We start from the raw sequence: 23,470 nt of genomic DNA, 5'->3' as shown, positions 1-23,470 counted from the left end.
ACCCGGGACCTGCGGCGACGGCCCCCACAGGCCCGGCCGGCGGGGCGCGGGCCCGGCCGCCGTCCACCCCGGGCACAGCTCCGCCGTCGCGGCCTACGCGCCGCGCCCCGGCGTCAGCGGATGACGGGCAGGACCGCCGTGGTGCCTCGACCGGCCGCCGCCTCGATGAAGGCCACCGGGTCGGCGACCTCAGCGAGCAGGGCGCGGGTGAAGTGCAGGGCGCCGTCGGACGGCGGCGGGCCGCCGATCGCCGCGATCAGGTCGAGCAGGTGGACGGTCGCCTCCATCAGCGCCACCTCGCCGAGCGCGCCGACCGTCACCGAGCCGAGCAGCGGGTGGGCCACCGCGGCGGTGGGCGCCAGGTCGGCGATGCCGGCCAGGGCCGCCGGGCCCTCGGCCCCGAACCGGGCGACCAGCTCGGCCGGTTCGGCCGCCGCGGCGGTCTGCTTCGCCGTCTCGGCGACCTGCTCGGCGGCGGTGTGCGCGATCCCGCCCGGCCGGTTGTAGGCCCGCAGGATGCCGACCCCGGCGGTCACCTCGGCTGGGCCGTCCACCAGGGCCCCGCGCAGCCCGGCGAACATCTCCGGCACCGGCGCCACGTGCGCGTACAGATCCCGGACGGTCCAGCCGGGCAACCGGGTGGCGAGCCCCCACGACGCCTCGTCCAGGGCCGCGCCGCGTTCCGCCCAGGAGGCCCAGGCCTCGGTCAGCAGGGCGGGAACATCGTCGGTCTGACGCGTCATCGGTCCTCCTCGGAACACATGGCAACTGAGTTGTCATCCTACCGGCCGCCGGCCGAGGACGTCCGGAAAGTCGAGGACTGGCCGGTCGGCCCGGCGGATCAGATCCGGGCGCCGAGCATCCGCAGCACCAACTCGCCGTAGCGACCACCGAGTTCATCCGGCGTCTCGGTGGAGCGGTCGGTGAACCAGCGGGAGACGTCGATGCCCAGCGAGGTGACCGCGCGGGCCGCCGTCCGAACCTCGGACACCTGGAAGACACCGGCCCTCACGCCCGCCTCGATCAGCGCGCTGACCTCGCGCTCGATGTCCAGCCGCAGCGCCGCGACCACCGCGTAGGCGTCCTCGGGCAGCGCGTGCAGTTCGTAGTTGACCACCCGGCCGACCGTACGGGCCCGGGCGTGCCAGGCGGTGAACTGCTCGACCAGCCGGCGCATCCGGTCCACCGGGCCGCCCTCGCCGGACGCCGCCGCCCGGACCAGCTCCAGCGTGGCCGCGTGCCCGGCCTGGCTGATCTCCGCCAGCAGCGCGGCCTTGGACTGGTAGTGGATGTACAGCGCCGCCGGGCTCATCCCGGCGGCGGTGGCGATGTCCCGGGTGGTGGTGGCGTGGAAACCGCGCTCCGCGAAGGATTCGACGGCCGCCTGGAGCAGCCGGTACGCCGCCTCGGGGCGGGAGTCGGCGCCGCCGGGCAGGGTGCGCCAGAGGTCGGCGATGGGCGTGCTGGTCATGGCGCCATCCTCCCAGAGAACTCGTACACACATTCCCGCCGCCCGGTCGACGGACTGTTGACAGGCTCCCGCACCGACACCATGCTGAGCAAGCGCTTAGTCAGCCGATGGGCCGGCACACCCGCCGACCAGGCACCCCCGCCGAACCGGCGTCTCCGTCCACCCGGCACCCCCGTCGAACGTTCCGTGCGAAAGGCAGGACCCTCCGTGGCGCACTCCTTCAAGGGCCGGGTGGCCGTCGTCACCGGATCGAGCCGGGGCATCGGCCTCGGCATCGCACGCGAGCTGGTCGCCCGCGGCGCCAAGGTCTGCCTGACCGCCCGCAACCCCGAGCCGCTCGCCGAGGCCGTCCACGACCTGGGCGGGCCGGAGAACGCCATCGCCGTCGCCGGGAAGACCGACGACCCGGTCCACCAGGAGGAGGCCGTCGCCCGCACCCTGGAGGCCTTCGGCCGGCTCGACCACCTGGTCAACAACACCGGCATCAACCCTCTCTACGGCCCGGTCCTCGACACCGACGAGGCCGCCGCCGCCAAGATCCTCGCCGTCAACGTGCTGGCCCCGCTGGCCTGGACCCGCCGCGCGCACGCCGCCTGGATGGGCGAGCACGGCGGCTCGGTGGTCAACGTGGCCTCCGTCGCGGGCATCCGCTCCTCGCTCGGGATCGGCATGTACGGGGTCAGCAAGGCCGCACTGATCCGGCTCACCACCGAACTCGCCGCCGAGCTGGGCGGCCAGGGCATCCGGGTCAACGCCGTCGCCCCCGCCGTGGTCAAGACCAGGTTCGCCGAGGCCCTGTACGAGGGCCGGGAGGAGCAGGTCGCCGCCGCCTACCCGCTCGGCCGGCTCGGCGTGCCCGAGGACGTCGCGGGCGCGGTCGCCTTCCTGCTCTCCGCGGACGCCGCCTGGATCACCGGCCAGACCCTGGTCGTCGACGGCGGCGTCACCCTCGGCGGCGGCCTGTGAGCGGCGCGGCGGACGCGGAGGCAGAGGGCCAGGAGGCCCCGGCAACGGACACAGCGGACACGGACGCTCCGGCGACGGACTTCGCCGGCCAGGGCGTGGTCGTGACCGGCGGCGGGCGCGGCATCGGCGCCGCCCTGGCCCGGGCCTTCGCCGCGGCCGGCGCCCGGGTGGTGGTCAACGACCTGGACGCCGGCGCCGCCCGCGCCGTCGCCGGGGACTGCGGCGGCACCGCCGCCCCCGGGGACGCCGCCTCCCCCGAGGGGCTGGCCGCCCTGGTCGGGCAGGCCCGGGCCGCGCTCGGCGAGATCGACGTGTGGTGCGCCAACGCGGGCGTCGCCCCGGTCGGCGGGGCCGACGCGCCCGCCGCGGCCTGGGCGAGCGCCTGGGAGGTCAACGTCCTCGCCCACGTCCGGGCCGCCGACCTGCTGCTCCCCCGCTGGCTGGAGCGCGGCGGCGGTCGCTTCCTCGCCACGGTCTCCGCCGCCGGGCTGCTCACCATGTTGGGATCGGCCCCGTACGCGGTCACGAAGCACGGCGCGCTCGCCTTCGCCGAATGGCTCTCCGCGACGTACCGCCACCGCGGCGTCCGGGTGCACGCGCTCTGCCCGCAGGGCGTGCGCACCGACATGCTCGCCTCGACCGGTGCGGTCGGCGAGGCACTGCTCGCGCCCACCGCGCTGGACCCGGAGGACGTCGCCGACGCGGCGCTGGCCGGGCTGCGCGAGGGCCGCTTCCTGATCCTGCCGCACCCCGAGGTCGCCGAGTACTACCGGGTCCGGGCCACCGAACCGGACCGCTGGATCAACGGGATGAACCGGCTCCAGCAGGGGCTGGAGAGGAGCGAGGCGCTGTGAGGGCCTGGCAGGTGGAGCGGCTCGGCGAGCCGGGCGAGGTGATGCGGCTGGCCGAGGATGTGCCGCGGCCGGTGGCCGGGCCGGGGCAGCTGCTGGTCCGGGTGCGGGCCGCGGCGGTCAACTTCCCGGACGCGCTGATGGTGCGCGGCCAGTACCAGGTCCGCCCGCCGCTGCCGTTCACGCCCGGCGTGGAGCTGTGCGGCGAGGTGGCGGACGGCGCGCGGCGGGGCGAGCGGCTGATCGGCAACCCGGTGCTGCCGCACGGCGCCTTCGCCGAGTACGCGCTGCTGGACGCGGCCTCCGCCTTCCCCGCGCCCGGGGCGCTGGACGACGCCGAGGCGGCCGCGCTGCACATCGGCTACCAGACCGCGTGGTTCGCCCTGCACCGCCGGGCCCGGCTGGCGGCCGGCGAGACGCTGCTGGTGCACGCGGCGGCGGGCGGCGTGGGCAGCGCGGCGGTCCAGCTGGGCCGGGCCGCCGGGGCCCGGGTGGTCGCCGTGGTCGGCGGCCCCGCCAAGGCGCAGGCGGCCCGGGCGCTCGGCGCCGACCTGGTGGTGGACCGGACGGCCGGGGACTTCGTCGCCGCCGTCAAGGAGTTCACCGGCGGGCGCGGCGCGGACGTGGTCTTCGACCCGGTCGGCGGGGACGCCTACACCGGCTCCGCCAAGTGCGTCGCCTTCGAGGGCCGGATCGTGGTGGTCGGCTTCGCCGCCGGCCGGATCCCGGCACCGGCGCTCAACCACGCGCTGGTGAAGAACTACGCCATCCTCGGCCTGCACTGGGGCCTCTACAACACCCACGACCCGCAGGCCGTCCGCGCCGCCCACGACGAACTGACCCGGCTCGCCGCCCAAGGGGTGGTCCGCCCCCTGGTGAGCGCCCGGGTGCCGCTCACCGGGGCCGCCGACGCCGTCCAGCTCGTCGCCGACGGGCGCAGCACCGGCCGGATCGCCGTCCTCGGGGACTGACGGCAGGCTCGACGGGAGCGCGGTGCGGTGGTCGGCGGATGTTGCCCTACCGCGCGTACTCCATCTCCGGGAAGCGCGCCGAGGGCCCGTCCAGCAGGTGGTCGTCGTGTCCGCGCAGCCAGCGGTCGAGGAAGGACGCGACGTAGGAGCGGGTGGCGAGCACCGCCCGGTCGGGGCGGATGTCGCCGACGTCGGCGCTCAGCCGCTCCGGGGTGATCGCGCCCTGCCGGGCGAGCTGGGGCAGCAGGGACTGCGCGTCGGTGTAGGAGCCGTGCCGGGAGCCGTTCAGCGTGACGTCGGCGTGCCAGCCGGTGCTGTGCTGCCAGAGGGCGTCCCAGCCGGGCTGCCGGTGGTGGTCCCCGGAGTCCTCGTTGCGGGTGCCCATCAGCAGGAACGGGCGGTCCAGGCCGTCCTGGGCGACGCTGGGCAGGTACACCCCGGTGTGACCGTCGGGGCCGGGGAAGTGCAGTTGGCCGTCCAGGTTGACGCCGGCCGCGATGCGCGGGTCGTCGTGCATGGTCTGGAGGGCGGTGAAGCCGCCCGCCGAGTGGCCGACCATGCCGATCCGGTCGAGGTCCAGCGAGGCGGCGAGACCGGCCGGCAGCCGTGGGTCCAGGCGCAGGCCGCCGAGTTCGTCCAGTACGAAGCGGGTGTCGTCGACCCTGGTCCGCATCGACTCGCGCAGCACCGCGCCGATGTCCAGGCCGGGCTGTCCGACCAGCGCGGGGAACACGGAGGTGGCCAGCTCCCCGTCGGGGAAGGCGACTTCGGAGGCCTCGTAGGTGTGGTCCAGCGTGACCACGACGTAGCCGCGCGAGGCCAGGTCCTCGACCAGCCCGGTGCCCCAGGTGCGCGGGTCGCCGAGGCCGGCCGAGTACAGCACCACCGGACGCGGGCCGCCGGGCAGGGCGGGGGCGTCGGTCCGGGCGTGGGTGCGGATGCCCGCCCAGTCGGTGCGGCCGGGCGTGGCGCCGTAGTTCGCCTGGCCGATGCTGCCCTCGGTGCCGAAGTGTTCGCCGGCGGCGGGCGCCATGTACCGGGCGCGGTCGGCGCCGGTGGCCGGGCGGGCGGTCGGGTACCAGAGGCTGATCATCAGCTCGCGGCGCTGCCCGGGCTTCCAGGGGTCCTCCCGCCCGGTGTCGGTCAGGTGCAGCGCGGTGGTGCCGATCGGGTACGGCCCGGTGGGCTCCGGCAGCCAGGCCCGGGCCTGCCGCTCGCCGCCGTCCGCCCCGGGCGCCGGTGCTGCCGCCACCGCCCCGGGGGCGCCGACCACTCCGAGCACCGCCGTCGCCGCCAGCAGTACCGCCGCCGCGGCCCGTCCCCGCCCGCCCATGATGTCTCTCCTCGTCCCCGTCGACCTGCCGGCCTGCTGATCTGCCGGCCTGCTGATCAGGACAGTACGGGCGGGGGCGGGCCGCGGCCGTCATACCCAGGAGCCAACCCGCCCCTGAGTACTCCGGTATGACACCCCTACGGGTGCCGCCGCAGCTCCCGCCGGGCCAGCGAGCGCTTGTGCACCTCGTCCGGGCCGTCGGCCAGCCGCAGGGTGCGGTTGCCGGCCCAGAGCTGCGCGAGCGGGGTGTCCTGGCTGACGCCCGCGGCGCCGTGCGCCTGGACGGCCTTGTCGAGGATCCACTCGACGGTGCGCGGGGTGGCGATCTTGATCGCCTGGATCTCGGTGTGCGCGCCCCGGTTGCCGACGGTGTCCATCAGCCAGGCGGTCTTGAGTACGAGCAACCTCAACTGCTCGATCCTGACCCGGGATTCGGCGATCCAGTCCTGCACCACGCCCTGCTCGGCGAGCGGCCGGCCGAAGGCGACCCGCCCGTTCACCCGGCGGCACATCAACTCCAGGGCGCGCTCGGCGATGCCGATCGCGCGCATGCAGTGGTGGATCCGGCCGGGTCCGAGCCGGGCCTGGGCGATGGCGAAGCCCGCACCCTCCTCCCCGATCAGGTTCCCGACCGGGACGCGGACGTCCTCGAACAACACCTCGGCGTGGCCGCCGTGGTCCGCGTCGTCGTAGCCGAAGACCGTCATGCCGCGCCTGACGGTGACGCCGGGGGTGTCGCGCGGGACGAGCACCATGCTCTGCCGGCGGTGCGGTTCGGCGGCCGGGTCGGTCTTGCCCATCACGATGAGGATCCGGCACTGCGGGTTCATCGCCCCGGTGATGTACCACTTGCGGCCGTTGACGACGTACTCGTCGCCGTCGCGCTCGATCCGGGTGGCGATGTTGGTGGCGTCCGAGGAGGCGACCTCGGGCTCGGTCATCGCGAAGGCGGAGCGGATCTCGGCGTCCAGCAGCGGGCGAAGCCAGCGCTCGCGCTGCTCGGCGGTGCCGAACTGGGCGAGCAGTTCCATGTTGCCGGTGTCGGGGGCCGCGCAGTTGAGCGCGGGCGGAGCCAAGTGCGGGCTGCGGCCGGTGATTTCGGCGAGCGGCGCGTACTGGAGGTTGGTCAGGCCGGCGCCGCCCTCCCCGGGGAGGAAGAGGTTCCACAGGCCCTGTTTGCGCGCCTCGGCCTGGAGTTCGGCGACCACGGGCGGGATGCTCCAGGCCTCGCGGGCCGGGTCGGCGAGCTGCTGCGCGAGGGCCGCCTCCGCCGGGTGCACGTGCTGGTCCATGAAGGCCAGCAGCTGCTCGCGGAGTTCGTCGGTGCGGGCGTCGTAGGCGAAGTCCATCGGTCAGTGCTCCTTGAGGGTGCTCAGGCCGTACCGGGCGAGGATCGGGGCCATCTCGCCGGCCCGCTCGAAGCCCGCGCCGAGGGTGCGGCCCTGCTGGTAGCGGTAGTGGATGCCCTCGGCGACGACGGCGAGCTTGAAGGAGGCGAAGGCGACGTACCAGTCCAGGTCGGCGGCCTGGCGGCCGGTCAACTCTGCGTAGTACGCGACCAGTTCGTCCGGCTTTGGGAAGCCGGGGGCGGTCGCGGCGGAGGGGATGATGCCGCCGCCGACGCCGGCGACCTCGGTGTACATCACCAGCAGGCCGACATCGGTGAGCGGGTCGCCGAGGGTGGACATCTCCCAGTCCAGCACGGCGGTGATCGCGTCACCGTCGCCGACCAGCACGTTGTCCAGCCGGTAGTCGCCGTGCACCAGGGCGGGCGCCGGGGAGATCGGCCGCCGCTCGGCGAGCAGGGCGTGCAACCGCTCCACGTCGGGCAGTTCGCGGCTGCGGGAGTTCGCCAACTGGGTGGACCAGCGCCTCAGTTGGCGCTCCAGGTAGCCGTCGGGGCGGCCGAAGTCCACGAGGCCGACGTCGGCCGGGTCGATCCGGTGCAGGGCGGCGAGGGTGTCGACCAGCCGTCGGCCGAGGGCGTGGACCCGCTGCTCGCCGAGGGCGGCGAACGGGGCACGGGCCCGGTGCGCGAGGCCGGGGACGAACTCCATCAGGTACCAGGGGGCGCCGAGCACCTCCGTGCCGGGATCGAGCAGCAGGGTGCGCGGGACGGGCACGTCGGTGTCGCGCAGCGCGGTCATGACGCGGTACTCGCGGCCCATGTCGTGCGCGGTGGCCAGGACGTGTCCGAGCGGCGGGCGGCGCAGCACCCAGCGGTCGGTGCCGTCGGTGAGGACGTAGGTGAGGTTGGAGCGGCCCCCCTCGATGAGGTCGGCCCGCAGCGGGCCCTGGACAAGCCCGGGCAGCTCGCGGTCCAGGTGGGCGCGGAGGCGGGCGAGGTCCAGCCCGGGCGGCTCGGCGGGGGTCTCGGGCATCGGGCGGCTCCTCGGGGCGGGGCGTCATTGACTAAGCGCTTGCTTAGCATTCAGCCGGACGCCACTCGCTGTCAATGCCGCCCCGCACGCCACGAGCCCTGGAAAGCGCCCTGGGGCCTCTGGGACCACGAGCGCCACGAACACATCCGCGCGCCCGGCTCCTCGAACCGGATCAGGCGCTTCTGCACCATCGCCGCCGAGGCATTCCAGCGGCACCTGGCCTCCGCCACCCCATAACCCAGCGCCCCGCGCCGCAACTGCTCCGCCGGACCGCCACAATGGCGCCATGAGGATGATCCACACCCTGGCCGGCGCCCTGCTGCTCCTGCTCATCGTCGGCAGCATCCTGCGCACGCTGGTCGTCCCGCGCGGGCTGTACTCGGCGCTGGTGCAGCGCCTCTGGCGGGTGCTGCGGACCGTGCTCCGGCTCTACGCGACTCCGTTCCGCGGCTACTACGCGCAGGACCGGGCCCTGACCTGGCTGGCACCGCTGATCCTGCTCGGCATGCTCGGGGTGTGGCTCAGCGGCATGCTGCTCGCCTACACCCTGCTGCTGCACGGCACGTCCGAGCTCAGCTGGTCGGTGGCCATCCGGGAGGCCGGGTCCAGCCTCTTCACCCTCGGTTACGCCAGCGGCGAGCGCCTGCAACTCTCGGCGATCGACTTCATGGCCGCCGCCAGCGGGCCGCTGGTGATCGCCCTCCAGATCGCCTACCTGCCCACCCTCTACGCCGCCTACCAGCGGCGGGAGACCGAGGTGACCCTGCTCCAGTCCCGGGCCGGCGAGCCCGCCTGGGGCCCGGAGCTGCTGGCCCGGCAGTCCCTCGTCGACACCGAGACCGCGCTCCCCCAGCTCTACCGGGACTGGGAGCGGCTGGCCGCCGACATCGGCGAGAGCCACTCCAACTACCCGGTGCTGCTGTCGTTCCGCTCCCCGCAGCCGAACCGCAGCTGGGTGGTCGGCCTGATCGCGGTGCTGGACGCGGCCGCCCTCCACCTGTCGCTCTGCCCGCGCTCGGCCCCGCCCGAGGCCCGCCTGGTGCTGCGCGCGGGCTTCACCGCGCTGCGCGACATCGGCCGCTCCGTGCGGATCGACTTCGACCCGGACCCGGACCCGGACGTCCCGATCCGCCTGACCTACACCGAGTACATCGGCGCCGTCGCCATGATCACGTCCGCCGGTTTCCCCCGCGAGCGCCCGGTCGACGAGGCCTGGCAGCACTTCCACGGCTGGCGCGTCAACTACGAGGCGCTGGCCTACGAACTCGCCCGCCGAGGCGACGCCGTCCCCGCCCTGTGGACCGGGCCGCGCGACTTCCACGCCCCCGTCATCCCTCCGGCCCGCCCCACCGACCGCCGCCCGGGCCCGACCAACCCCACCCTGCCGCCGGTCTGACCTCCGTCGACGGGCGTCAGACCGCGACCGGTGCGCCCGTGGCCAGGGAGTGGTCGGCGCCGGCCAGGATTTCGACCACGCGCAGGCCGAACTCCGCGTCGCAGGGGTGCGGTTGGCCGGTGGCGGCCGAGGCCTGGAGGGCGTCCAGGGCGCGGTGCAGGGCGGCGGCCGGGCCCTCGCCGCGCTCGGGCAGGTGGGCGATGCCGTGCTCGCCGCGCAGTTCCAGGCCGGCGCCACCGGCGCCGACCGGCGCGGTCAGGCTCAGCGCCAGGGTGCTGGAGGCGCCGTCGGCGTGCCGCAGCACCAGGTGGACGGTGTCCAACGGGCCGGCCACCGCCGTGACCTGCGTCGCGTCGCCGAGCACCGGCAGCAGCACCGACAGCGCGTGCGGGCCGACGTCCCACAGCGCGCCCTTCTCCTCGCGCCACGGCGAGGCCGCGTACGGGCTGGTGCTGCCGGGGGCGAACACCGAGCCGAGCCAGTCCGAGCGGCCGGTGAACCAGCCGCCCAGCGCCGCCTGCTGCTCGATCCACGGGATCTGCTCCCCGCCGAAGCGGACGGTGAAGAAGACCACGGAGGCGACCCCGTGAGCCCGGACGGCCTCGGCCACGGCCTGCGCGTCCGGCACGGTCAGCGCGATCGGCTTGTCCAGCAGCAGGTGGCAGCCCGCCTCGGCGGCCCGAACCGCGAGGCCCGCCTGCACGGTCGGCGGCAGCGCGATCGAGACCGCGTCCACCTCGGCGAGCAACTGGTCGAGGTCCGCGTACCCGGGGACGCCGTACGCCCCGCCGAGGGCCGTGGCCGCCTCGGGCCGGCGGGCCCAGACGCCGGTGAACTCCAGCCCGGGGTGCTCGGCGAGGACGGGTGCGTGCACCCGCTCCGCCCAGGGGCCGGCGCCCAACAGTCCGATCCGCACGATGTCTCCGTTCCTCCGTGGTACTTGAAAAGGTTCAGCCCTGTACGCGGGCCAGCGTGAAGCCGTCGTAGCCCTTGCTGCCGACCGTCTGCACCGACGTGGCGGTGACCCTCGGCTCGGCGGCGATCAGGTCGTGCAGGGCCCGGGTGCCGACCACCGCCGGGTCGGTGCTGTCCGCGTCGGCGACGGCGCCGCCGCGCACCACGTTGTCGACGATGATCAGCGAGCCCGGCCTGGTCAGCTGGAGCGCCCGCCGGAAGTACTCGGGGTTGCTGGGCTTGTCCGCGTCGATGAAGACCAGGTCGAAGGGCTCCACGCCCTGCTCCACCAGCGCGGCCAGCGAGTCGGCGGCCCGGCCGAGCCGCACCTCGGCGACCTTCTCCAGCCCTGCGCGCGCGATGTTTCCCCGGGCGACCTCGGCGTGCTTCGGGTCGATCTCCAGGGTGATCAGGGTGCCGTCCGCGGGCAGCGCCCGGGCGAGCCAGATCGCGCTGTACCCGCCGAGCGTGCCGACCTCCAGGATCCGCCGCGCGCCCTGGGTCAGCGCCAGCAGGTGCAGCAGCTTGCCCTGGTTGGGGGCGACGGCGATCTTCGGCAGCCCGGCCGCGTCGGCGGCGGCGGCCGCGGCGTCCAGCGCCGGGTCGTGCCCCACCAGCTGCTCGGAGAAGTACGCGTCCACGGCATCCCACGTCGACTGGGTCATCGGGCCCTCCAGTTGTGCATGATCGGCAGGTACCCGCCGATGCTACTCCGGGGGCCCGACAGCCCCGCCGTGCTCAGTGCAGACGCCTCGTCACTCCGCTTACTCCGCTCACTCCGCGACGGGCGCCTTGGCGGCGGTCGCCGCGGCGGCCGCCTCCTCCGCCTCGATCTTGGCGTGGGTCTTGGCGGCCCGGCGCTTCATGAACCAGGCCGAGGCGCCGCCGATCAGCACCGCCGCGGCCAGGCCCGCCCAGGAGAACCGGGACAGCCAGGGCTCGATGCTCTTGCCGACCTTGTAGACCAGCAGTGTCGTGCCGCCGGCCCAGACGATGCCGCCCAGCACGTTGGCGATCAGGAACTTCCAGTACGGCATCTTCAGCGCGCCGGCGAGCGGCCCGGCGAAGATGCGCAGCAGGGCGATGAAGCGGCCGAAGAAGACCGCCCACATCCCCCACTTCTGGAAGGAGCGCTCGGCGGTCGCCAGGTGGGACGGCCCGAAGTGCTTGGGGAACTTCCGTCCGAGCTTCTCGAACAGCGGCTTGCCGCCCTTGCGGCCGATCGAGTAGCCGATCGAGTCGCCGATGATCGCCCCGAGGATCGCGACCACCGCGATCCACTCCGGGCTCACCACACCCTTGACCGCCATCAGGGTGGCCGTGACCAGCGCGATCTCGCCGGGCAGTGGGATGCCCAGCGACTCCAGCCCGATGATCAGGCCGACCAGGGCGTACACCGCGGTCGGTGGGACGCTCTCGATCCAGGCGTCGATGTGCAAGGCCAGTACCTCCGTGGCAGGTCGGAGCCGGCGCGGCCCTCAGCGGTGCCGCACGCCGGTTCCGGCAGTTGTCCGATGGCGGCAACGCGGCCGCTTCCCCATAAGGGCAGCCTAACGTGCCGGGCGGCCTGTCCCCCCGGCCGATCACCCGTGGTTACGACGTGCGGTGGTGCCCCATGGTTCCCGCGTGACCAGCCGTTCTTCAAGATCCGGCAAAGCGAAGTGCGACCACGGACGGCCGCGCGTTCACCCGGCGCACGAGCGGCAGCAGGGCGCGGAGCAGGCCCCGCCCGCCCTCCGGGTACACCTCGCGCACGTCGGTCACCGCCGGGTGCGCGGTGGCCAGCTTGCCGCGCTCGTCCGCGTCCATGCCGAACGGCATCGGCGGGGCCTGGTAGTGCCGGGTCCGCAGCTTGCCCTGGACGGTCCGGGCGCTGAACCAGCGCGGCACCGCGTCCAGCACCATCGACCCGCCGGGGAACCGCTCGGCGCAGGCCGCGATCAGTGCCCGCACCTCCTCCGGCCGCAGGTACATCAGCAGGCCCTCGGCGCAGATCATCACCCCGTGGGCCGGATCCACCTCGTCCATCCAGCCCGGGTCGGTGACCGGGCAGGCGAGGATCCGGCGCCGCTCGTCCGGCGGCAGCAGCCGCTCCCGCAGCGCGGCCGTCTCCGGCAGGTCCACCGACAGCCAGTCCGCCCGGCCGTTGTCGACCCGCCACGCCTGGGTCTCCAGGCCGTCCCCGAGACCGACCACGGTGCCGCGCGGGCAGCGGGTCAGGAAGTCCGCCACCTCACGGTCGAAGCAGGCCGCCCGCAGCGCCTGCAACTGGCTGACCAGCGCGCCCTCCCCGAAGCGCTCCGCGAACGGGAAGTCGATCCGATCGACCAGCTCGACCGCCTTCGGGTCCTCCAGCACCGTGTCCGGCCGACGCGCCTCCACCGCGCGGTGCCACAGCGTCCACAACGCCGTCTCCGGCACCTCCGCCAACTCCGGCCGCTCCCCGCCGTTCATCGCTCACTCCTTCGGATGTGCTCCGCGCTGGACCTGCTCCGCGCCGGACGTGTTCCGCGCTCGGCGTGCTCCACGCTCCGACGTGCTCCACGCTCCGGCCCGAACCCGCCGATTCTGACACCCCGGACGCGGGGACGCTCGGGCCGCCGCGCCGCTCAGCCGATGCTGAACGCGCCGTCCGGCGGGGGCGGGGAGTCGGTGGCGTCGGCGTCCGTGACCGGGGCGGTGCGGCCGACCAGGGCGGCCAGGTCGGCGCCGTCGGTGAGGCGGGCCGGGAAGATGTCGCCGGCCAGCAGCCGGGTGAGCTCGGCGACCGGGAGCGGCGCCGTCGAACCGGCGAGCAGGATGTTGCCGTACCGGCGGCCGCGCAGCACCGGGGCCTCGGCGACCAGGCAGGTGTACGGGAACACCGCGCCGACCGTCGCGGCCTGGGCCCGGGCGAAGGCCAGCGGCGGGCCGTCGGCCAGGTTGGCGGCGTAGCAGCCGCCGGGGCGCAGGGCGGCGGCGGCCAGCCGCAGGAACTCCACCGAGGTGAGGTGGGCGGGGGTGCGCGAGCCGTGGAAGACGTCCGCGATGACCAGGTCCCGGCTGCCGGGCGGGGTCTCGGCGAGGGCGGCGCGGGCGTCGCCGACGGTCGCGGTGATGTCCGCGCCGGGCCCCTGCCAGGGCAGGTGCTCGGCGACCAGGTCGAGCAGCGGCCCGTCCACCTCGACCACCCGCTGGCGCGAGCCGGGGCGGGTGGCGGCGAGGTAGCGGGGCAGGGTGAGCGCGCCGCCGCCGAGGTGCAGCACGTCCAGCGGCTGCCCGGCGGGGGCGAGGGCGTCGGCGAGGTGGCCGAGCCGCCGGGTGTACTCGAACTCCAGGTGGGTCGGGTCGGCGAGGTCGACGTAGGACTGCGGGGTGCCGTCCAGGGTGAGCAGCCAGCCGCCGTCCCGGTCGAGGTCCGGCATGAGCTTGGCGAAGCCGAGGTCGGTGTGGCGCCCGACCGGCACCGGCTCGTCTGTCACCGGCTCGTCCGTCACCGGCTCGTCCGTCACGCGCTCTCCCCCACGGCCTGGGCGTCCACCGGCCGGACGTCCGCCAGTCGGACGTCGAGGTAGGCGGCGAGCCAGCGGTCCAGTTCGGCGAAGGCCTGGGTGCGGGCGGCCTCGCCCGAGAGCACCAGGTCGTGCATGCCGCCCTCGATCCGGACGATGGTGACGTGCCGGCCCAGTCGCGGGCCCTGGCCGGCGATGTCGTCGGCGCGCAGCACGGCGTCCGCGTGGTGCAGGGCGTTGTGCCACTTGGTGGTCGCGATCGACTTGGTCGACGCCATCAGCAGCACCGGCACGTCGATCCCGAGCCCGTGCCGCAGCTGCCGGTGGCCCTGGTGGATGGCGGCCAGCCAGCCCGCGTACAGCGGGAAGCCCTCGGCGGGCTTGAGGGCGAGGTCGAAGTCCCACTCACCCCGGTGGTCCTTGTGCAGGCTGTGCGTGTAGTGCGGGTTGAGCGTCGACGGCAGCACGCGGGTGGGCGCCAGTCGGCCGATCGCGGTGACGGCCGGGCCGCCGACGGTCCGCACGGCGGGCGCGGCCGGCATCGACAGGAACGGGCTGTTCAGGAACAGCCCCTCCACCAGGCCGCGCCCCGAGCGCCGCCCCGCCCACAGCGCGCCGATCAGCCCGCCGGTGGAGTGCCCGTTCAGCAGCAGCCTCCGGTGCCCGTCCACCTCGCGGATGATCCGCACCGCCTCGTCGATCTCCTCGTCGTACTCGGCGAGGTCGCGCACGAAGTTCGGCGACTGGTGCGGGCGCAGGGAGCGGCCGTACTTGCGCAGGTCCAGGGCGTAGAAGGAGAACCCGAGCGCGGCGAAGTGGTCGGCGAGGTTGGTCTGGAAGAAGTAGTCGTTGTACCCGTGGATGTACAGCACGGCCCGCTCCGCCCCCGGCACCAGACGGCGCACCAGCGTCGCGCAGACCTCCCCCTCGGTGTCCGGCCGCAGCGTCAGCTCGGCCGTCTCGTAGGGGGCACCCAGGATGTCTTCCCGAAACTCCATCTGCGCCGCACCCGTCCTCATCCTCGACCTGCCGTCCGTCGCAGGTGTTCTTGATCCAGGACCCCGACAATACCGGCCGGTAGCCCGGGGCTGCCTGTCGGGCACCGGTCTGTCGGGCACCGGTGTGACCCGGCCGTCCGCGCCTCCTGATCGCTCCCCGTGCGCCTGCTGTGCGCCGGTGGTCATGTGGAACGCTACCCGGACAGATCCAACTCCGGTTGTCACGCAGGCGAGTTGAGGAGAACACATGCCGCAGGCCGGCCACACCGATCCGTCGCTGTACCGTTCGGCCGCCGAGGCGATCGCCGCGCCACCGGAGACGCTGGCGTACGTCGCCGGGTTCGACCGGGCCGGGGAGCGGCCGGACGCACTGCTCACCGTGGACACCGATCCGGCCTCGGCGAGCTACGGGAAGGTCCTCAACTTCGCCGAACTTCCGACACTGGGCGACGAGTTGCACCACTTCGGCTGGAACGCCTGCTCCAGCGCACTGGCGCACGCCTGCCACGAGAACCCCGAGCGGCGCTACCTCCTCCTCCCGGGCCTGCGCTCCTCGCGGCTGCACGTGATGGACACCCGGCCCGACCCCGTCCGGCCGCGCCTCGTCAAGACCGTCGAGGCGGCGGAACTCGCCGCCAAGGCCGGCTACTCGCGCCCGCACACCCTGCACTGCGGGCCGGACGGGGTGTTCCTGTCCTGCCTGGGCAGCGGGGACGGGAACGACGGGCCCGGCGGGGTGGCGCTGCTGGACCACACCACCTTCGAGGTGCTGCGCGCCTGGGAGACGGAGCGCGGGCCGCAGCACTTCGCGTACGACGTCTGGTGGCACCTGGGGACGAACGTGGGGGTGACCAGCGAGTGGGGCACGCCCTGGATGGTGGAGGGCGGGGTCGTCCCGGAGCTGCTGCTGGGCCGCAAGTACGGGCACGCGCTGCACTTCTGGGAGCTGGACTCGGGGCGGCACCTGCAACGGGTCGACCTCGGCGACCAGTACCAGATGGTGCTGGAGCTGCGCCCGGCGCACGATCCGCAGGCGGAGTGGGGCTTCGCCGGGGTGGTGACCAACGTCGAGGACCTGTCCGCCTCGGTCTGGCTCTGGTACCGGGAGGGCCCGGCGTTCACCGCGCGCAAGGTGATCGAGATCCCCGCCGAACCCGCCAAGACGGAGGACCTGCCGCCCGCGCTGCAACCGTTCGGCGCGGTGCCGCCACTGATCACGGACATCAACCTGTCGGTGGACGACCGCTGGCTGTACGTGTCCGCGTGGGGCACCGGCGAACTGTTCCAGTACGACGTGTCGGATCCGTTCCACCCCAGACTCGCCGACTCGGTGCGGCTGGGCGGGGTCGTCGCCCGCACCCCGCACCCGGCCGCGCCGGGACGCCCACTGAGCGGCGCCCCGCAGATGGTCGAGATCAGCCGGGACGGGCGCCGGCTCTACCTCACCAACTCCCTCTACGGCGCCTGGGACGACCAGTTCTACCCGGACGGCATCGAGCCGTGGATCGTCAAGCTGGACGCCGACACCGAGGCGGGCGGGTTGAGCGTCGACGAGCGCTTCTTCCCGCACGGCGCCGACTTCCGGGGTCTACGGGTGCACCAGACCCACCTCGCGGGCGGCGACGCCTCCTCGGACTCCTACTGCTACCGGTAGGACGTCCAGCGGCCCGTACGGCCTACCGGTAGGACGTACCACTACCGGTAGGCCGTACGGCTAGCGGGCGAGCGCCTGGTCGTAGCGGACCTGGGCCAGGGGCAGCCCGGCGGCGAGCAGTTCGGAGCGGACGGAGGCGACCATGCCGGCCGGGCCGCTGACGCAGGCGAGGTGCTCGCGCCAGTCCCCGGTGCCCGCGACGGCGTCGGCGAGCCGGCCTGCGGTGACCGGGGTGAGCGCCAGCCAGGGCTTGTGCAGGCCGAGTTCGGAGAGCGCGGACCAGTCGTAGAGGTCGCCGCGGTCCCGGGCACCGACGAACAGGTGGACGCGGCGGCCGCGCGGGCGCCGGGCGGCCTGCTGCTCGACGATGGCCTTCATCGGGGCCAGGCCGGTGCCGCCGGCGACCAGCAGCAGGTCGCGGGTGTCGTCCTCGGGCAGCAGCCCGCCGCGCGGCGGGCCGAGGCGCAGCCGGTCGCCGACGGCGGTGCGTTCGACGAGGGCCGCGCTGACCCCGTCCGGCCCGGTGCGCCGGACGTGGAACTCCAACTCGTTGTCGGTGCGCGGCGCGCAGCCCATCGAGTACTGCCGCCAGGTGTGCGGGAGCGTCGGGTGCTCGACCGTGCCGTACTGTCCGGCCCGGTACGGGTAGGGCTCGCCGGTGCGCACGCGCAGGACGGCGAGGTCGGGGCGGCGGCGCTCGTGGCCGGTCACCACGGCGTGCCAGTACGGGGGTTCGGTGAGCGCGGAGTCGGCGCCGGCCGTCATCGCCGCGACGGCGAAGCGCAGCATCCGGACCCAGGCCGCTTCCATCTCCTCGGTCCACCGGGCGGCCGCCCGGTGCCGGATCGCCGCGCACAGGGCCTCCTCGAAGGCCTCGTAGTGGACCGGCCGGACGCCCAGTTTGCGGTGGTCGCGCCCGAGTTGGCGCAGGGTCGAGGCCAGTTCGGCCGGGTGGTGGAGGTGGTCCACCAGGTGGCGGAGGATCCGCTCCAGGTGGGCCTGCTGGAACTCCATCGAGGCGGGGAAGAGCGGACGCAGGTAGGGGCGGCGGCGGAACATCACCGCGTAGAGGTGATCGATCAGTTCGGAGAGCGGTTCGAGCAGGCCGAGGTCGCGCCGGATCAGCCGTTGGTCGGCGGCGCCGCCGTACGCGCCGACGCCGACGCCGGCCGGATCTGGACCGAACGGCGAGGTCGGGGTGAGGAGTTGGCGGCGTAGCCGCATCGCGTGGTGGCGGGCGATCAGCCGGTCGTACTCGGCGGTGGTGCCGCTGGTGGTGTTTCCGCTGGTGGTGGTGTCCATGACCCGTCCAGTCAATCGCCGCCCGGTTACCGGCGAGAAGGGCCGATGGCCCCGATCGGACCCGGGACCATCGACCCCTTGACGGGAAGACCCGGCGGGAGGGCCCGGCGGGGAGGCCTCGCGGGAGGGCCCGACGGGGAGGCCCGACGGGAAGGCCGGGCAGGGAGGCCCCGCGTCGCTACCGGGCGGGATCGGCCGGGGTCGCCTCGGCGGGCTCGGGGTGGAACTCGGTGGCCGCCCAACTGGCCAGCAGGCGCAGGGATTCGGCGGAGCTGGAGCCGGGCTCGGCGTGGTAGGTGACGAGCACCTGGTCGACGTCCCCGGCCGGGCGCAGCGTCTCGTACTGGAGGTTGAGCCGGCCGACCACCGGGTGGTGCAGCCGCTTGGTGCCGTGGCCCTTGTCCTGGATGCTGTGGGTGGCCCAGAGGCGGCGGAAGTCGGCGCTCTTGAGGGAGAGTTCGCCGATCAGCGAGGCGAGCCTGGGGTCGTCCGGATCCCGTCCGGCGTCCAGCCGCAGCATGCCGACGACGTCGGTGGCCTTGCCGTCCCAGTCCTCGTAGAGCTCGCGGGAGGCCGGTTCGAGGAAGAGCTGCCAGGCCATGTTGCGCTGCTCGGGCGGCATCGCGGCGAAGTCGCCGAGCAGGGCGGTGCCGAGCCGGTTCCAGCCGATGATGTCCAGGCGCCTGCCGAGGACGTACGCGGGCACGCAGTCCATCGCGTCTAGGAGCTGCTGGAGCGCGGGCCGGACCCGCTGCGGGCGGGCGGCGGCCCGGCCGGGGCGACGGCGGGCGGGCCTGGTGAGCCGGCCGAGGTGCTCGCGCTCGGCGGGGCTGAGCCGCAGCACGCGGGCGATGGCGTCCAGGACGGCGGCGGAGACGCTCTCGCCGTGGCCCTGTTCGAGCCGGGTGTAGTAGGCGGTGCTGACTCCGGCGAGCAGGGCCAGCTCCTCGCGGCGCAGGCCGGGCACCCGCCGCCGGGTGGTGCTGTCCGGCAGGCCCACGTCCTCGGGCCGCAGCCGGGCGCGGCGGGATCGGAGGAACTCGCTGAGTTCGGTGCGCTGGTCCATGTCTGCAGTATGCGGGGGATCCGGGCGGCGGGGGCGGGGGGAAGGGTGATACCGCCGTGCGTACGTTCCGTGGTCGTACGTCCGGGGTCCCTAGGCGTGGCGTACGTACGAAAGGCTCTGGTCTGGCTGGTCGCGCCGCACCGACGCAGGCTGGAAGCATGACGAACTCGACGAACGCAACGACGACGAGCACCACCGAGGGCACCACCCGCACGGTCGCCGCCTACGCCGCGGCGCGGCCCGACTCCCCGCTGGAGAAGACCACCGTCACCCGCAGGGCGGTGGGCGAGCACGACATCGTGATCGACATCAAGTTCTGCGGCATCTGCCACTCCGACATCCACCAGGTCGGCGAGGACTGGGGCACCGGCATCTTCCCGATGGTCCCGGGCCACGAGATCGCGGGCGTGGTCACCGAGGTCGGCCCGGGCGTCACCCGCTGGCAGGCCGGCGACCGGGTCGGAGTCGGCTGCATCGTCGACTCCTGCCGGGAGTGCGACAACTGCCGGGCCGGCCTCCAGCAGTACTGCACCGGCCAGGGCGGCACCGTCTTCACCTACAACAGCGTCGGCCACGACGGCCTGCCGACCTACGGCGGCTACTCCTCGAAGCTGGTCGTCGACGAGGCGTACGCGCTGCGCATCCCCGACAACCTGCCGCTGGACGCCGCCGCGCCGCTGCTGTGCGCCGGCATCACGCTGTACTCGCCGCTCGCGCACTGGGGCGCCCGGCCGGGCAGGAAGGTCGCGATCGTGGGCCTCGGCGGGCTCGGCCACATGGGCGTGAAGCTCGCCCACGCCATGGGCGCGGAGGTCACCGTGCTCAGCCAGTCGCTGCGCAAGCGCGAGGACGGGCTGAAGCTCGGCGCCGACCACTACCGGGCCACCTCCGACCCGGCCACCTTCACCGAGCTCGCGGGCACCTTCGACCTGATCGTCAACACGGTCTCCGCCGACCTCGACCTGAGCGCCTACCTCGGCCTGCTGCGCACCGACGGCACCATGGTGCAGGTCGGCGCGCCGGAGAAGCCGGTCACGGTGAACGCGCACGCGCTGCTCTCCGGCCGCCGTTCGCTGGCCGGTTCGATGATCGGCGGGCTGCCGGCCACCCAGGAGATGCTGGACTTCTGCGGCGAGCACGGCATCACTGCGGAGATCGAGCTGATCCGCGCCGAGCAGGTCAACGAGGCCTACCAGCGGGTGCTGGCCGGCGACGTCCGGTTCCGCTTCGTGATCGACGCCGCGACGATCTGACCGTCACGGCCCGACCCCGCACTCCCCCGTGCCCCGACGCCCCGCCCCCTGGTGCTCTCCCATCACCAGGGGGCGGGCGCCGTCGGGGCGCCTCGGGCTAGACCCCGGCCGGGTCGGCCCCGGCCCCGGCCGTGCCCGCTCGGGACGACCGGCGTTCCTGGCGCCGGTCCTCCCGCCGCTGCCGCCCCCGGCGCAGCGGCTGATCGGGCAGCCAGCCGAAGGTGAGGCAGGCGCCCACCAGTCCGAGCAGCATCCCGATCACGAAGCCGCCCAGGTTGGAGGTGAGCCAGCTCGCCAGCGCGGCGAGCACGGCGAGGACGGAGTAGAACAGCCGCTGGGCCGGGTTGAACAGGATCAGCAGGCCGCACAGCACCATCACCGCCGGCACCAGGTAGCCCGCCAGCCCCTGCATCCCGATGTGCAGGACGACGGGCAGCGGGGCACGCAGGGTGAACAGGATCTCGGCGCCGCCGAACAGCACCAGCAGCCCGCCCCAGAACGGCCGCTGGCCCCGCCAGTCGCGTTTGACCGGTCGGGTGGTGGCGGGAGCGGGGGCGGGAGCCGTCCCCACGGCCCCCTCCGCGACGCCCTCGCCGGAACCGGCCGGCTCCGGTACGGACTCCGTCATGGTCAGCAGCCCTGGGAGCTGAAGCTCAGCCGCAGGTTGGGCAGTTTGAACCCGACGGCGGTGCTCGCGTAGTTGTGCTGCTTGAGGTGCGTCAGCACGACGGTGTCGGCCTGCTGCCCGAAGACGCCCGGGTTGCCCTTGCCCGCGTTGCCGGCCTTGGTGTAGGTGCTGGCGTCGCCGCCGATCTCGATGTTGGTGAACTCCGCGTCACCGGACAGCATGTCGGAGTCGGTGGTGAGGTCGGTGGCGGAGACGGGGGTGCCGGCGTCGCCGGCGTGGATCACCAGGTTGACGCCACCGAGGTCCACGCTCTGGCACAGGTTGGTGATCTCGGCCTTCTTGATCGCCGAGACCGCGACCAGCACCTGACCGCCGGTGGAGCCCTGGTTGGGGCTGTCGGGGATCATCGAGTCCAGGCTGCCGAACTGGGCGAAGCCCTTGCCGTCGAGCTTGTCCGCGGTGATCGTGAACGGCATGCCGCTGATGGAGAACTGGGCGGCGAGTACGCCCTGGGCGGTGAGGGCCATCAGGACGGCGCCCGCCGCGACGGCCGGAACGGCCATCCAGGCGCTGCGCTTGAGCCGTACCCGCCCTCTCCTGGTGCCGGTCGGCGTCTCCGGGGTCTCGGCCGCGGCGGCGGCGTCCTCGGACATGGCCATGTGTGCTCCCTGTTGGGTGGGTGGGATGTGCAGGCACTGGCACGGTGCCCTGGCGCGGACAGCGTTCCACGGCCCGACCGGGCCGCCCGCCCCTCGGCAGCGGGGCGGGCACGGTCAGGCCGCGCTTTGAGTAACTGGGAAGCTACTGCCCGGTAGTGGCCGGGTCAATACGGGTGCACGAAGGATCTTCACCGATCGGCAACCCGAGCCGGACGGCCGCCTGCGCCGGGCCGAGGAAGGGCGCGAGACAGAACATGCTCAACACCGGCAGGAGTTCCGGAAGTTGAACCGTCCGACCGGAGTCGATCCGCCGGTAGAGCGCGCTGTAGACCCCGCCCACCACGGCATCCACCAGCTCCACAACCCGCACACCGCCCAGCGGTTGGGGCACCTCGGCGAAGAACGCCCGGAACCGGGTGAGGAGTTGGTCCCGCTCGCGGCGGCCGGCCGGTCCGACCGCCTCGATCTCGATCACCGCCATGGTCGCGAAAGCCGGTGTCCCCGCCAGCAGATGGAGCATCGCGCCGAGCGCCTGCCGGATCCCGGCGCACCAGTCGGACTCCGCCGCGAAGGCCGCCGCCATCCGTCGGAGAACCACCCCGGTGCCGTGCCGGTGCGCGGCCAGGAAGGCGTCCTCCTTGCCGCTGAACAGCTCGTAGAAGACCGGCCTGGTCACCCCGGCCGCGCGGCAGATGTCGCTGACCGTGGCGTGCTGGTAGCCGCGCGCGGCCACCGTCTGGACCAGCCCGTCGAGCAGCCGCTCGCGCTGGGTCGCGGCCACCACGCCCGGGGGCAGCCGGCTCGGGCCGCGCTTGATGGACCGGGCTGGGTCACGACCGGCCCGCGCGCCCGGCAGCAGGATCACGTCGGCACTTCGGAGGTGTTTCCGTTCCATCACCAACTCCTGTTACCTGTATTGACATTGACGCAACATCGGGTTTACAACACTGACAGGTTTCCAACCGGTGGGCGACCCTGTCACCACCGGACGACCTCCAGGGGCTCCGGCGGCCCCGGGCGAGCAGCCCGGGCCACGGGACCACGAGCGGACGCAGGCCCGCGGCGGTGGCAGCCGCCGACGTGCACTCCTGCACTCGCAGCGCACGTCCGCACCTTCACACCGCTGTGCCGTACGAGCGGGCCCGTGGCGCCGGGCCCACCGCACCACGGCCCCGCGAAGCCCCCGGCACGCCATGCCCACGCACCTCCCCCGCCGTGCACGCCACCACACCCGCACCGCGGGCCACCCCCACCCGTCTCCGCACGGAGAGAGGTCACCCTCATGCGCTTTCGCCGCACGCTCGGTACCGCGGCCCTCGCCGCCCTCGCCTTCACCTGCGCCGCCGTCGCACCCGCCCAGGCCGACGGCTCCGCGGTGCTGACCACCGGCAGCAGCAGCGGCCCGGACGTCGCCGTCGGCGACGTCCTCACCGCCAGTCTGGTCTCGGGCACCACCGCCACCTTCTACAGCAGCGCCAGCGGAACGAGCGGCATCAGCTGTGCCAACTCGGCCTTCTCCGCCACCGTGACGGCCAACCCGGCCGCCCCCGGCAGCGCGGTCGAGCAGCTCAACACCCAGACCTTCGGCTCCTGCTCCTCCAACGTCCTCGGCGTCACCGGCGTCAAGAGCATCACCGTCAACAACCTGCCGTTCACCAACACCGTCGGCGACGGCCCCGGCAACCCGGTCGCCCTCACCCCCGGCGCGGCCGGCGCGATGAAGACCACGGTCGTGCTCAGCACCATCCTCGGCAGCGTCAACTGCGTCTACCAGACCACCACCGGCATCTCCGGCACCACCTCGAACACCGGCAACACCATCGGCTTCACCTCCCAGCCGTTCAACCTGGTCTCCGGCTCGGGCCTGTGCTTCTCGACCGGCTACTTCAGCGCCACCTACGGCCCGGTCACCGACACCTCGGTGGCGGGCAGCCCGCTCATCTTCGTCAACTGACGACCCGAGGGGCCTTCGCCGACTGACGTCCGGTCAGACGTCGTCAACTGACGGCCGACCCGCGGGAACAGACGAGCGGGGGGCGGGGGGAGGGGGGGGGGGGCGGTGGGCTGGGGTGGTATACCACCCGCCCAGGTGGTTG

Annotated in this window: 23 protein-coding genes; 7 read left to right on the top strand and 16 right to left on the bottom strand. The window is 73.9% G+C overall.

Annotation, left to right across the window (positions count from 1 at the left end):
* Positions 1 to 113: 113 nt before the first annotated feature.
* Both AC07AL_RS32650 and AC07AL_RS32645 read right to left on the bottom strand, forming a co-directional pair.
* Complete coding sequence (locus tag AC07AL_RS32650) at positions 114 to 743, bottom strand: maleylpyruvate isomerase N-terminal domain-containing protein (protein ID WP_363584821.1); 630 nt, start codon at positions 741 to 743, stop codon at positions 114 to 116.
* Positions 744 to 841: 98 nt separating this feature from the next.
* Positions 842 to 1,471 (bottom strand): TetR/AcrR family transcriptional regulator, encoded by a 630-nt coding sequence (locus tag AC07AL_RS32645; RefSeq protein WP_478319185.1) that lies wholly within the window; start codon positions 1,469 to 1,471, stop codon positions 842 to 844.
* Between the two features lie 207 nt (positions 1,472 to 1,678).
* On the opposite strand from AC07AL_RS32645, the gene AC07AL_RS32640 reads away from it, so the two are divergent.
* The 3 genes from AC07AL_RS32640 (at position 1,679) to AC07AL_RS32630 (ending at position 4,259) form a co-directional block, all read left to right on the top strand.
* The gene (locus tag AC07AL_RS32640; protein ID WP_363625491.1) at positions 1,679 to 2,437 is read left to right on the top strand and encodes an SDR family oxidoreductase; all 759 of its coding nucleotides are present in this window, start codon (positions 1,679 to 1,681) and stop codon (positions 2,435 to 2,437) included.
* 95 nt (positions 2,438 to 2,532) lie between these two features.
* Complete coding sequence (locus AC07AL_RS32635; RefSeq protein ID WP_363629903.1) at positions 2,533 to 3,291, top strand: SDR family oxidoreductase; 759 nt, start codon at positions 2,533 to 2,535, stop codon at positions 3,289 to 3,291.
* Positions 3,288 to 4,259, top strand: a complete 972-nt coding sequence (locus AC07AL_RS32630) for an NADPH:quinone oxidoreductase family protein (protein ID WP_478319183.1) — start codon at positions 3,288 to 3,290, stop codon at positions 4,257 to 4,259. Before AC07AL_RS32635 ends, AC07AL_RS32630 begins: the two co-directional genes overlap by 4 nt.
* 46 nt (positions 4,260 to 4,305) lie before the next feature.
* Here AC07AL_RS32630 and AC07AL_RS32625 read toward each other — a convergent pair whose 3' ends face one another.
* The 3 genes from AC07AL_RS32625 to AC07AL_RS32615 all read right to left on the bottom strand — a co-directional run bounded on the left by AC07AL_RS32625 (position 4,306) and on the right by AC07AL_RS32615 (position 7,973).
* The gene (locus AC07AL_RS32625) at positions 4,306 to 5,592 is read right to left on the bottom strand and encodes an alpha/beta hydrolase family protein (protein WP_478319182.1); all 1,287 of its coding nucleotides are present in this window, start codon (positions 5,590 to 5,592) and stop codon (positions 4,306 to 4,308) included.
* 137 nt (positions 5,593 to 5,729) lie between these two features.
* Positions 5,730 to 6,941: an acyl-CoA dehydrogenase family protein gene (locus AC07AL_RS32620; RefSeq protein WP_363584811.1), complete on the bottom strand. Its 1,212-nt coding sequence runs from the start codon at positions 6,939 to 6,941 to the stop codon at positions 5,730 to 5,732.
* 3 nt (positions 6,942 to 6,944) lie between these two features.
* Positions 6,945 to 7,973: a phosphotransferase family protein gene (locus AC07AL_RS32615; RefSeq protein WP_478319179.1), complete on the bottom strand. Its 1,029-nt coding sequence runs from the start codon at positions 7,971 to 7,973 to the stop codon at positions 6,945 to 6,947.
* A gap of 286 nt (positions 7,974 to 8,259) precedes the next feature.
* Between AC07AL_RS32615 and AC07AL_RS32610 the strand changes: the two genes are divergently transcribed.
* A complete protein-coding gene (locus tag AC07AL_RS32610; protein WP_363629865.1) occupies positions 8,260 to 9,369 on the top strand; it encodes a hypothetical protein in 1,110 nt (369 codons plus the stop codon).
* A 16-nt stretch (positions 9,370 to 9,385) separates the two neighbouring features.
* On the opposite strand, the gene AC07AL_RS32605 is transcribed toward AC07AL_RS32610, so the two are convergent.
* The 6 genes from AC07AL_RS32605 to AC07AL_RS32580 all read right to left on the bottom strand — a co-directional run bounded on the left by AC07AL_RS32605 (position 9,386) and on the right by AC07AL_RS32580 (position 14,812).
* Positions 9,386 to 10,285 (bottom strand): Gfo/Idh/MocA family protein, encoded by a 900-nt coding sequence (locus tag AC07AL_RS32605; protein ID WP_363629863.1) that lies wholly within the window; start codon positions 10,283 to 10,285, stop codon positions 9,386 to 9,388.
* 34 nt (positions 10,286 to 10,319) lie between these two features.
* Entirely contained in the window at positions 10,320 to 10,988 is a 669-nt protein-coding gene (locus AC07AL_RS32600) for an O-methyltransferase (protein ID WP_363629861.1), read from the bottom strand.
* A gap of 108 nt (positions 10,989 to 11,096) precedes the next feature.
* A complete protein-coding gene (locus AC07AL_RS32595) occupies positions 11,097 to 11,762 on the bottom strand; it encodes a DedA family protein (RefSeq protein WP_363584801.1) in 666 nt (221 codons plus the stop codon).
* Positions 11,763 to 11,964: 202 nt separating this feature from the next.
* A complete protein-coding gene (locus tag AC07AL_RS32590) occupies positions 11,965 to 12,777 on the bottom strand; it encodes a class I SAM-dependent methyltransferase (protein ID WP_363584799.1) in 813 nt (270 codons plus the stop codon).
* A gap of 155 nt (positions 12,778 to 12,932) precedes the next feature.
* Positions 12,933 to 13,727 carry a spermidine synthase gene (locus AC07AL_RS32585; protein WP_478319201.1) on the bottom strand — a complete coding sequence of 265 codons (795 nt, stop codon included), beginning with the start codon at positions 13,725 to 13,727 and terminating at the stop codon, positions 12,933 to 12,935.
* Between the two features lie 83 nt (positions 13,728 to 13,810).
* Entirely contained in the window at positions 13,811 to 14,812 is a 1,002-nt protein-coding gene (locus AC07AL_RS32580; protein WP_478319177.1) for an alpha/beta hydrolase, read from the bottom strand.
* 247 nt (positions 14,813 to 15,059) lie between these two features.
* On the opposite strand from AC07AL_RS32580, the gene AC07AL_RS32575 reads away from it, so the two are divergent.
* Positions 15,060 to 16,466 carry a selenium-binding protein SBP56-related protein gene (locus AC07AL_RS32575; RefSeq protein WP_363584795.1) on the top strand — a complete coding sequence of 469 codons (1,407 nt, stop codon included), beginning with the start codon at positions 15,060 to 15,062 and terminating at the stop codon, positions 16,464 to 16,466.
* A 60-nt stretch (positions 16,467 to 16,526) separates the two neighbouring features.
* On the opposite strand, the gene AC07AL_RS32570 is transcribed toward AC07AL_RS32575, so the two are convergent.
* Both AC07AL_RS32570 and AC07AL_RS32565 read right to left on the bottom strand, forming a co-directional pair.
* Positions 16,527 to 17,768 (bottom strand): globin domain-containing protein, encoded by a 1,242-nt coding sequence (locus tag AC07AL_RS32570; protein ID WP_400843402.1) that lies wholly within the window; start codon positions 17,766 to 17,768, stop codon positions 16,527 to 16,529.
* A gap of 178 nt (positions 17,769 to 17,946) precedes the next feature.
* On the bottom strand, positions 17,947 to 18,834 hold the full coding sequence (locus AC07AL_RS32565; RefSeq protein WP_363584791.1) for a helix-turn-helix domain-containing protein: 888 nt from the start codon (positions 18,832 to 18,834) through the stop codon (positions 17,947 to 17,949).
* A 158-nt stretch (positions 18,835 to 18,992) separates the two neighbouring features.
* On the opposite strand from AC07AL_RS32565, the gene AC07AL_RS32560 reads away from it, so the two are divergent.
* Positions 18,993 to 20,087: an NAD(P)-dependent alcohol dehydrogenase gene (locus tag AC07AL_RS32560; RefSeq protein ID WP_478319176.1), complete on the top strand. Its 1,095-nt coding sequence runs from the start codon at positions 18,993 to 18,995 to the stop codon at positions 20,085 to 20,087.
* A gap of 97 nt (positions 20,088 to 20,184) precedes the next feature.
* On the opposite strand, the gene AC07AL_RS32555 is transcribed toward AC07AL_RS32560, so the two are convergent.
* From AC07AL_RS32555 to AC07AL_RS32545, 3 genes are all read right to left on the bottom strand, one after another.
* A complete protein-coding gene (locus tag AC07AL_RS32555) occupies positions 20,185 to 20,715 on the bottom strand; it encodes a DUF6114 domain-containing protein (RefSeq protein ID WP_244293257.1) in 531 nt (176 codons plus the stop codon).
* Between the two features lie 2 nt (positions 20,716 to 20,717).
* Positions 20,718 to 21,374: a DUF6230 family protein gene (locus AC07AL_RS32550; protein ID WP_363584787.1), complete on the bottom strand. Its 657-nt coding sequence runs from the start codon at positions 21,372 to 21,374 to the stop codon at positions 20,718 to 20,720.
* A 142-nt stretch (positions 21,375 to 21,516) separates the two neighbouring features.
* Entirely contained in the window at positions 21,517 to 22,269 is a 753-nt protein-coding gene (locus AC07AL_RS32545) for a TetR/AcrR family transcriptional regulator (protein WP_363584785.1), read from the bottom strand.
* 387 nt (positions 22,270 to 22,656) lie between these two features.
* Between AC07AL_RS32545 and AC07AL_RS32540 the strand changes: the two genes are divergently transcribed.
* The gene (locus tag AC07AL_RS32540) at positions 22,657 to 23,328 is read left to right on the top strand and encodes a Tat pathway signal sequence domain protein (protein WP_363584783.1); all 672 of its coding nucleotides are present in this window, start codon (positions 22,657 to 22,659) and stop codon (positions 23,326 to 23,328) included.
* Positions 23,329 to 23,470: the final 142 nt, after the last annotated feature.

This window comes from Kitasatospora sp. NPDC043949, from assembly GCF_056435365.1.
Note: the sequence above shows the minus strand (reverse complement) of the source record. Positions and strands in the feature narration are given on the sequence as shown.

What these genes read in the sequence shown, in the direction of transcription:
- AC07AL_RS32575 (WP_363584795.1), top strand. Translation starts at nt 15,060, where the DNA reads ATGCCGCAGGCCGGCCACACCGATCCGTCGCTGTACCGTTCGGCCGCC.
- AC07AL_RS32625 (WP_478319182.1), bottom strand. Translation starts at nt 5,592, where the DNA reads ATGGGCGGGCGGGGACGGGCCGCGGCGGCGGTACTGCTGGCGGCGACG.
- AC07AL_RS32620 (WP_363584811.1), bottom strand. Translation starts at nt 6,941, where the DNA reads ATGGACTTCGCCTACGACGCCCGCACCGACGAACTCCGCGAGCAGCTG.
- AC07AL_RS32610 (WP_363629865.1), top strand. Translation starts at nt 8,260, where the DNA reads ATGAGGATGATCCACACCCTGGCCGGCGCCCTGCTGCTCCTGCTCATC.
- AC07AL_RS32600 (WP_363629861.1), bottom strand. Translation starts at nt 10,988, where the DNA reads ATGACCCAGTCGACGTGGGATGCCGTGGACGCGTACTTCTCCGAGCAG.
- AC07AL_RS32540 (WP_363584783.1), top strand. Translation starts at nt 22,657, where the DNA reads ATGCGCTTTCGCCGCACGCTCGGTACCGCGGCCCTCGCCGCCCTCGCC.
- AC07AL_RS32645 (WP_478319185.1), bottom strand. Translation starts at nt 1,471, where the DNA reads ATGACCAGCACGCCCATCGCCGACCTCTGGCGCACCCTGCCCGGCGGC.
- AC07AL_RS32585 (WP_478319201.1), bottom strand. Translation starts at nt 13,727, where the DNA reads ATGCCGGACCTCGACCGGGACGGCGGCTGGCTGCTCACCCTGGACGGC.
- AC07AL_RS32570 (WP_400843402.1), bottom strand. Translation starts at nt 17,768, where the DNA reads ATGGACACCACCACCAGCGGAAACACCACCAGCGGCACCACCGCCGAG.
- AC07AL_RS32580 (WP_478319177.1), bottom strand. Translation starts at nt 14,812, where the DNA reads ATGGAGTTTCGGGAAGACATCCTGGGTGCCCCCTACGAGACGGCCGAG.
- AC07AL_RS32555 (WP_244293257.1), bottom strand. Translation starts at nt 20,715, where the DNA reads ATGACGGAGTCCGTACCGGAGCCGGCCGGTTCCGGCGAGGGCGTCGCG.
- AC07AL_RS32650 (WP_363584821.1), bottom strand. Translation starts at nt 743, where the DNA reads ATGACGCGTCAGACCGACGATGTTCCCGCCCTGCTGACCGAGGCCTGG.
- AC07AL_RS32590 (WP_363584799.1), bottom strand. Translation starts at nt 12,777, where the DNA reads ATGAACGGCGGGGAGCGGCCGGAGTTGGCGGAGGTGCCGGAGACGGCG.
- AC07AL_RS32615 (WP_478319179.1), bottom strand. Translation starts at nt 7,973, where the DNA reads ATGCCCGAGACCCCCGCCGAGCCGCCCGGGCTGGACCTCGCCCGCCTC.
- AC07AL_RS32565 (WP_363584791.1), bottom strand. Translation starts at nt 18,834, where the DNA reads ATGGACCAGCGCACCGAACTCAGCGAGTTCCTCCGATCCCGCCGCGCC.
- AC07AL_RS32560 (WP_478319176.1), top strand. Translation starts at nt 18,993, where the DNA reads ATGACGAACTCGACGAACGCAACGACGACGAGCACCACCGAGGGCACC.
- AC07AL_RS32545 (WP_363584785.1), bottom strand. Translation starts at nt 22,269, where the DNA reads ATGGAACGGAAACACCTCCGAAGTGCCGACGTGATCCTGCTGCCGGGC.
- AC07AL_RS32550 (WP_363584787.1), bottom strand. Translation starts at nt 21,374, where the DNA reads ATGGCCATGTCCGAGGACGCCGCCGCCGCGGCCGAGACCCCGGAGACG.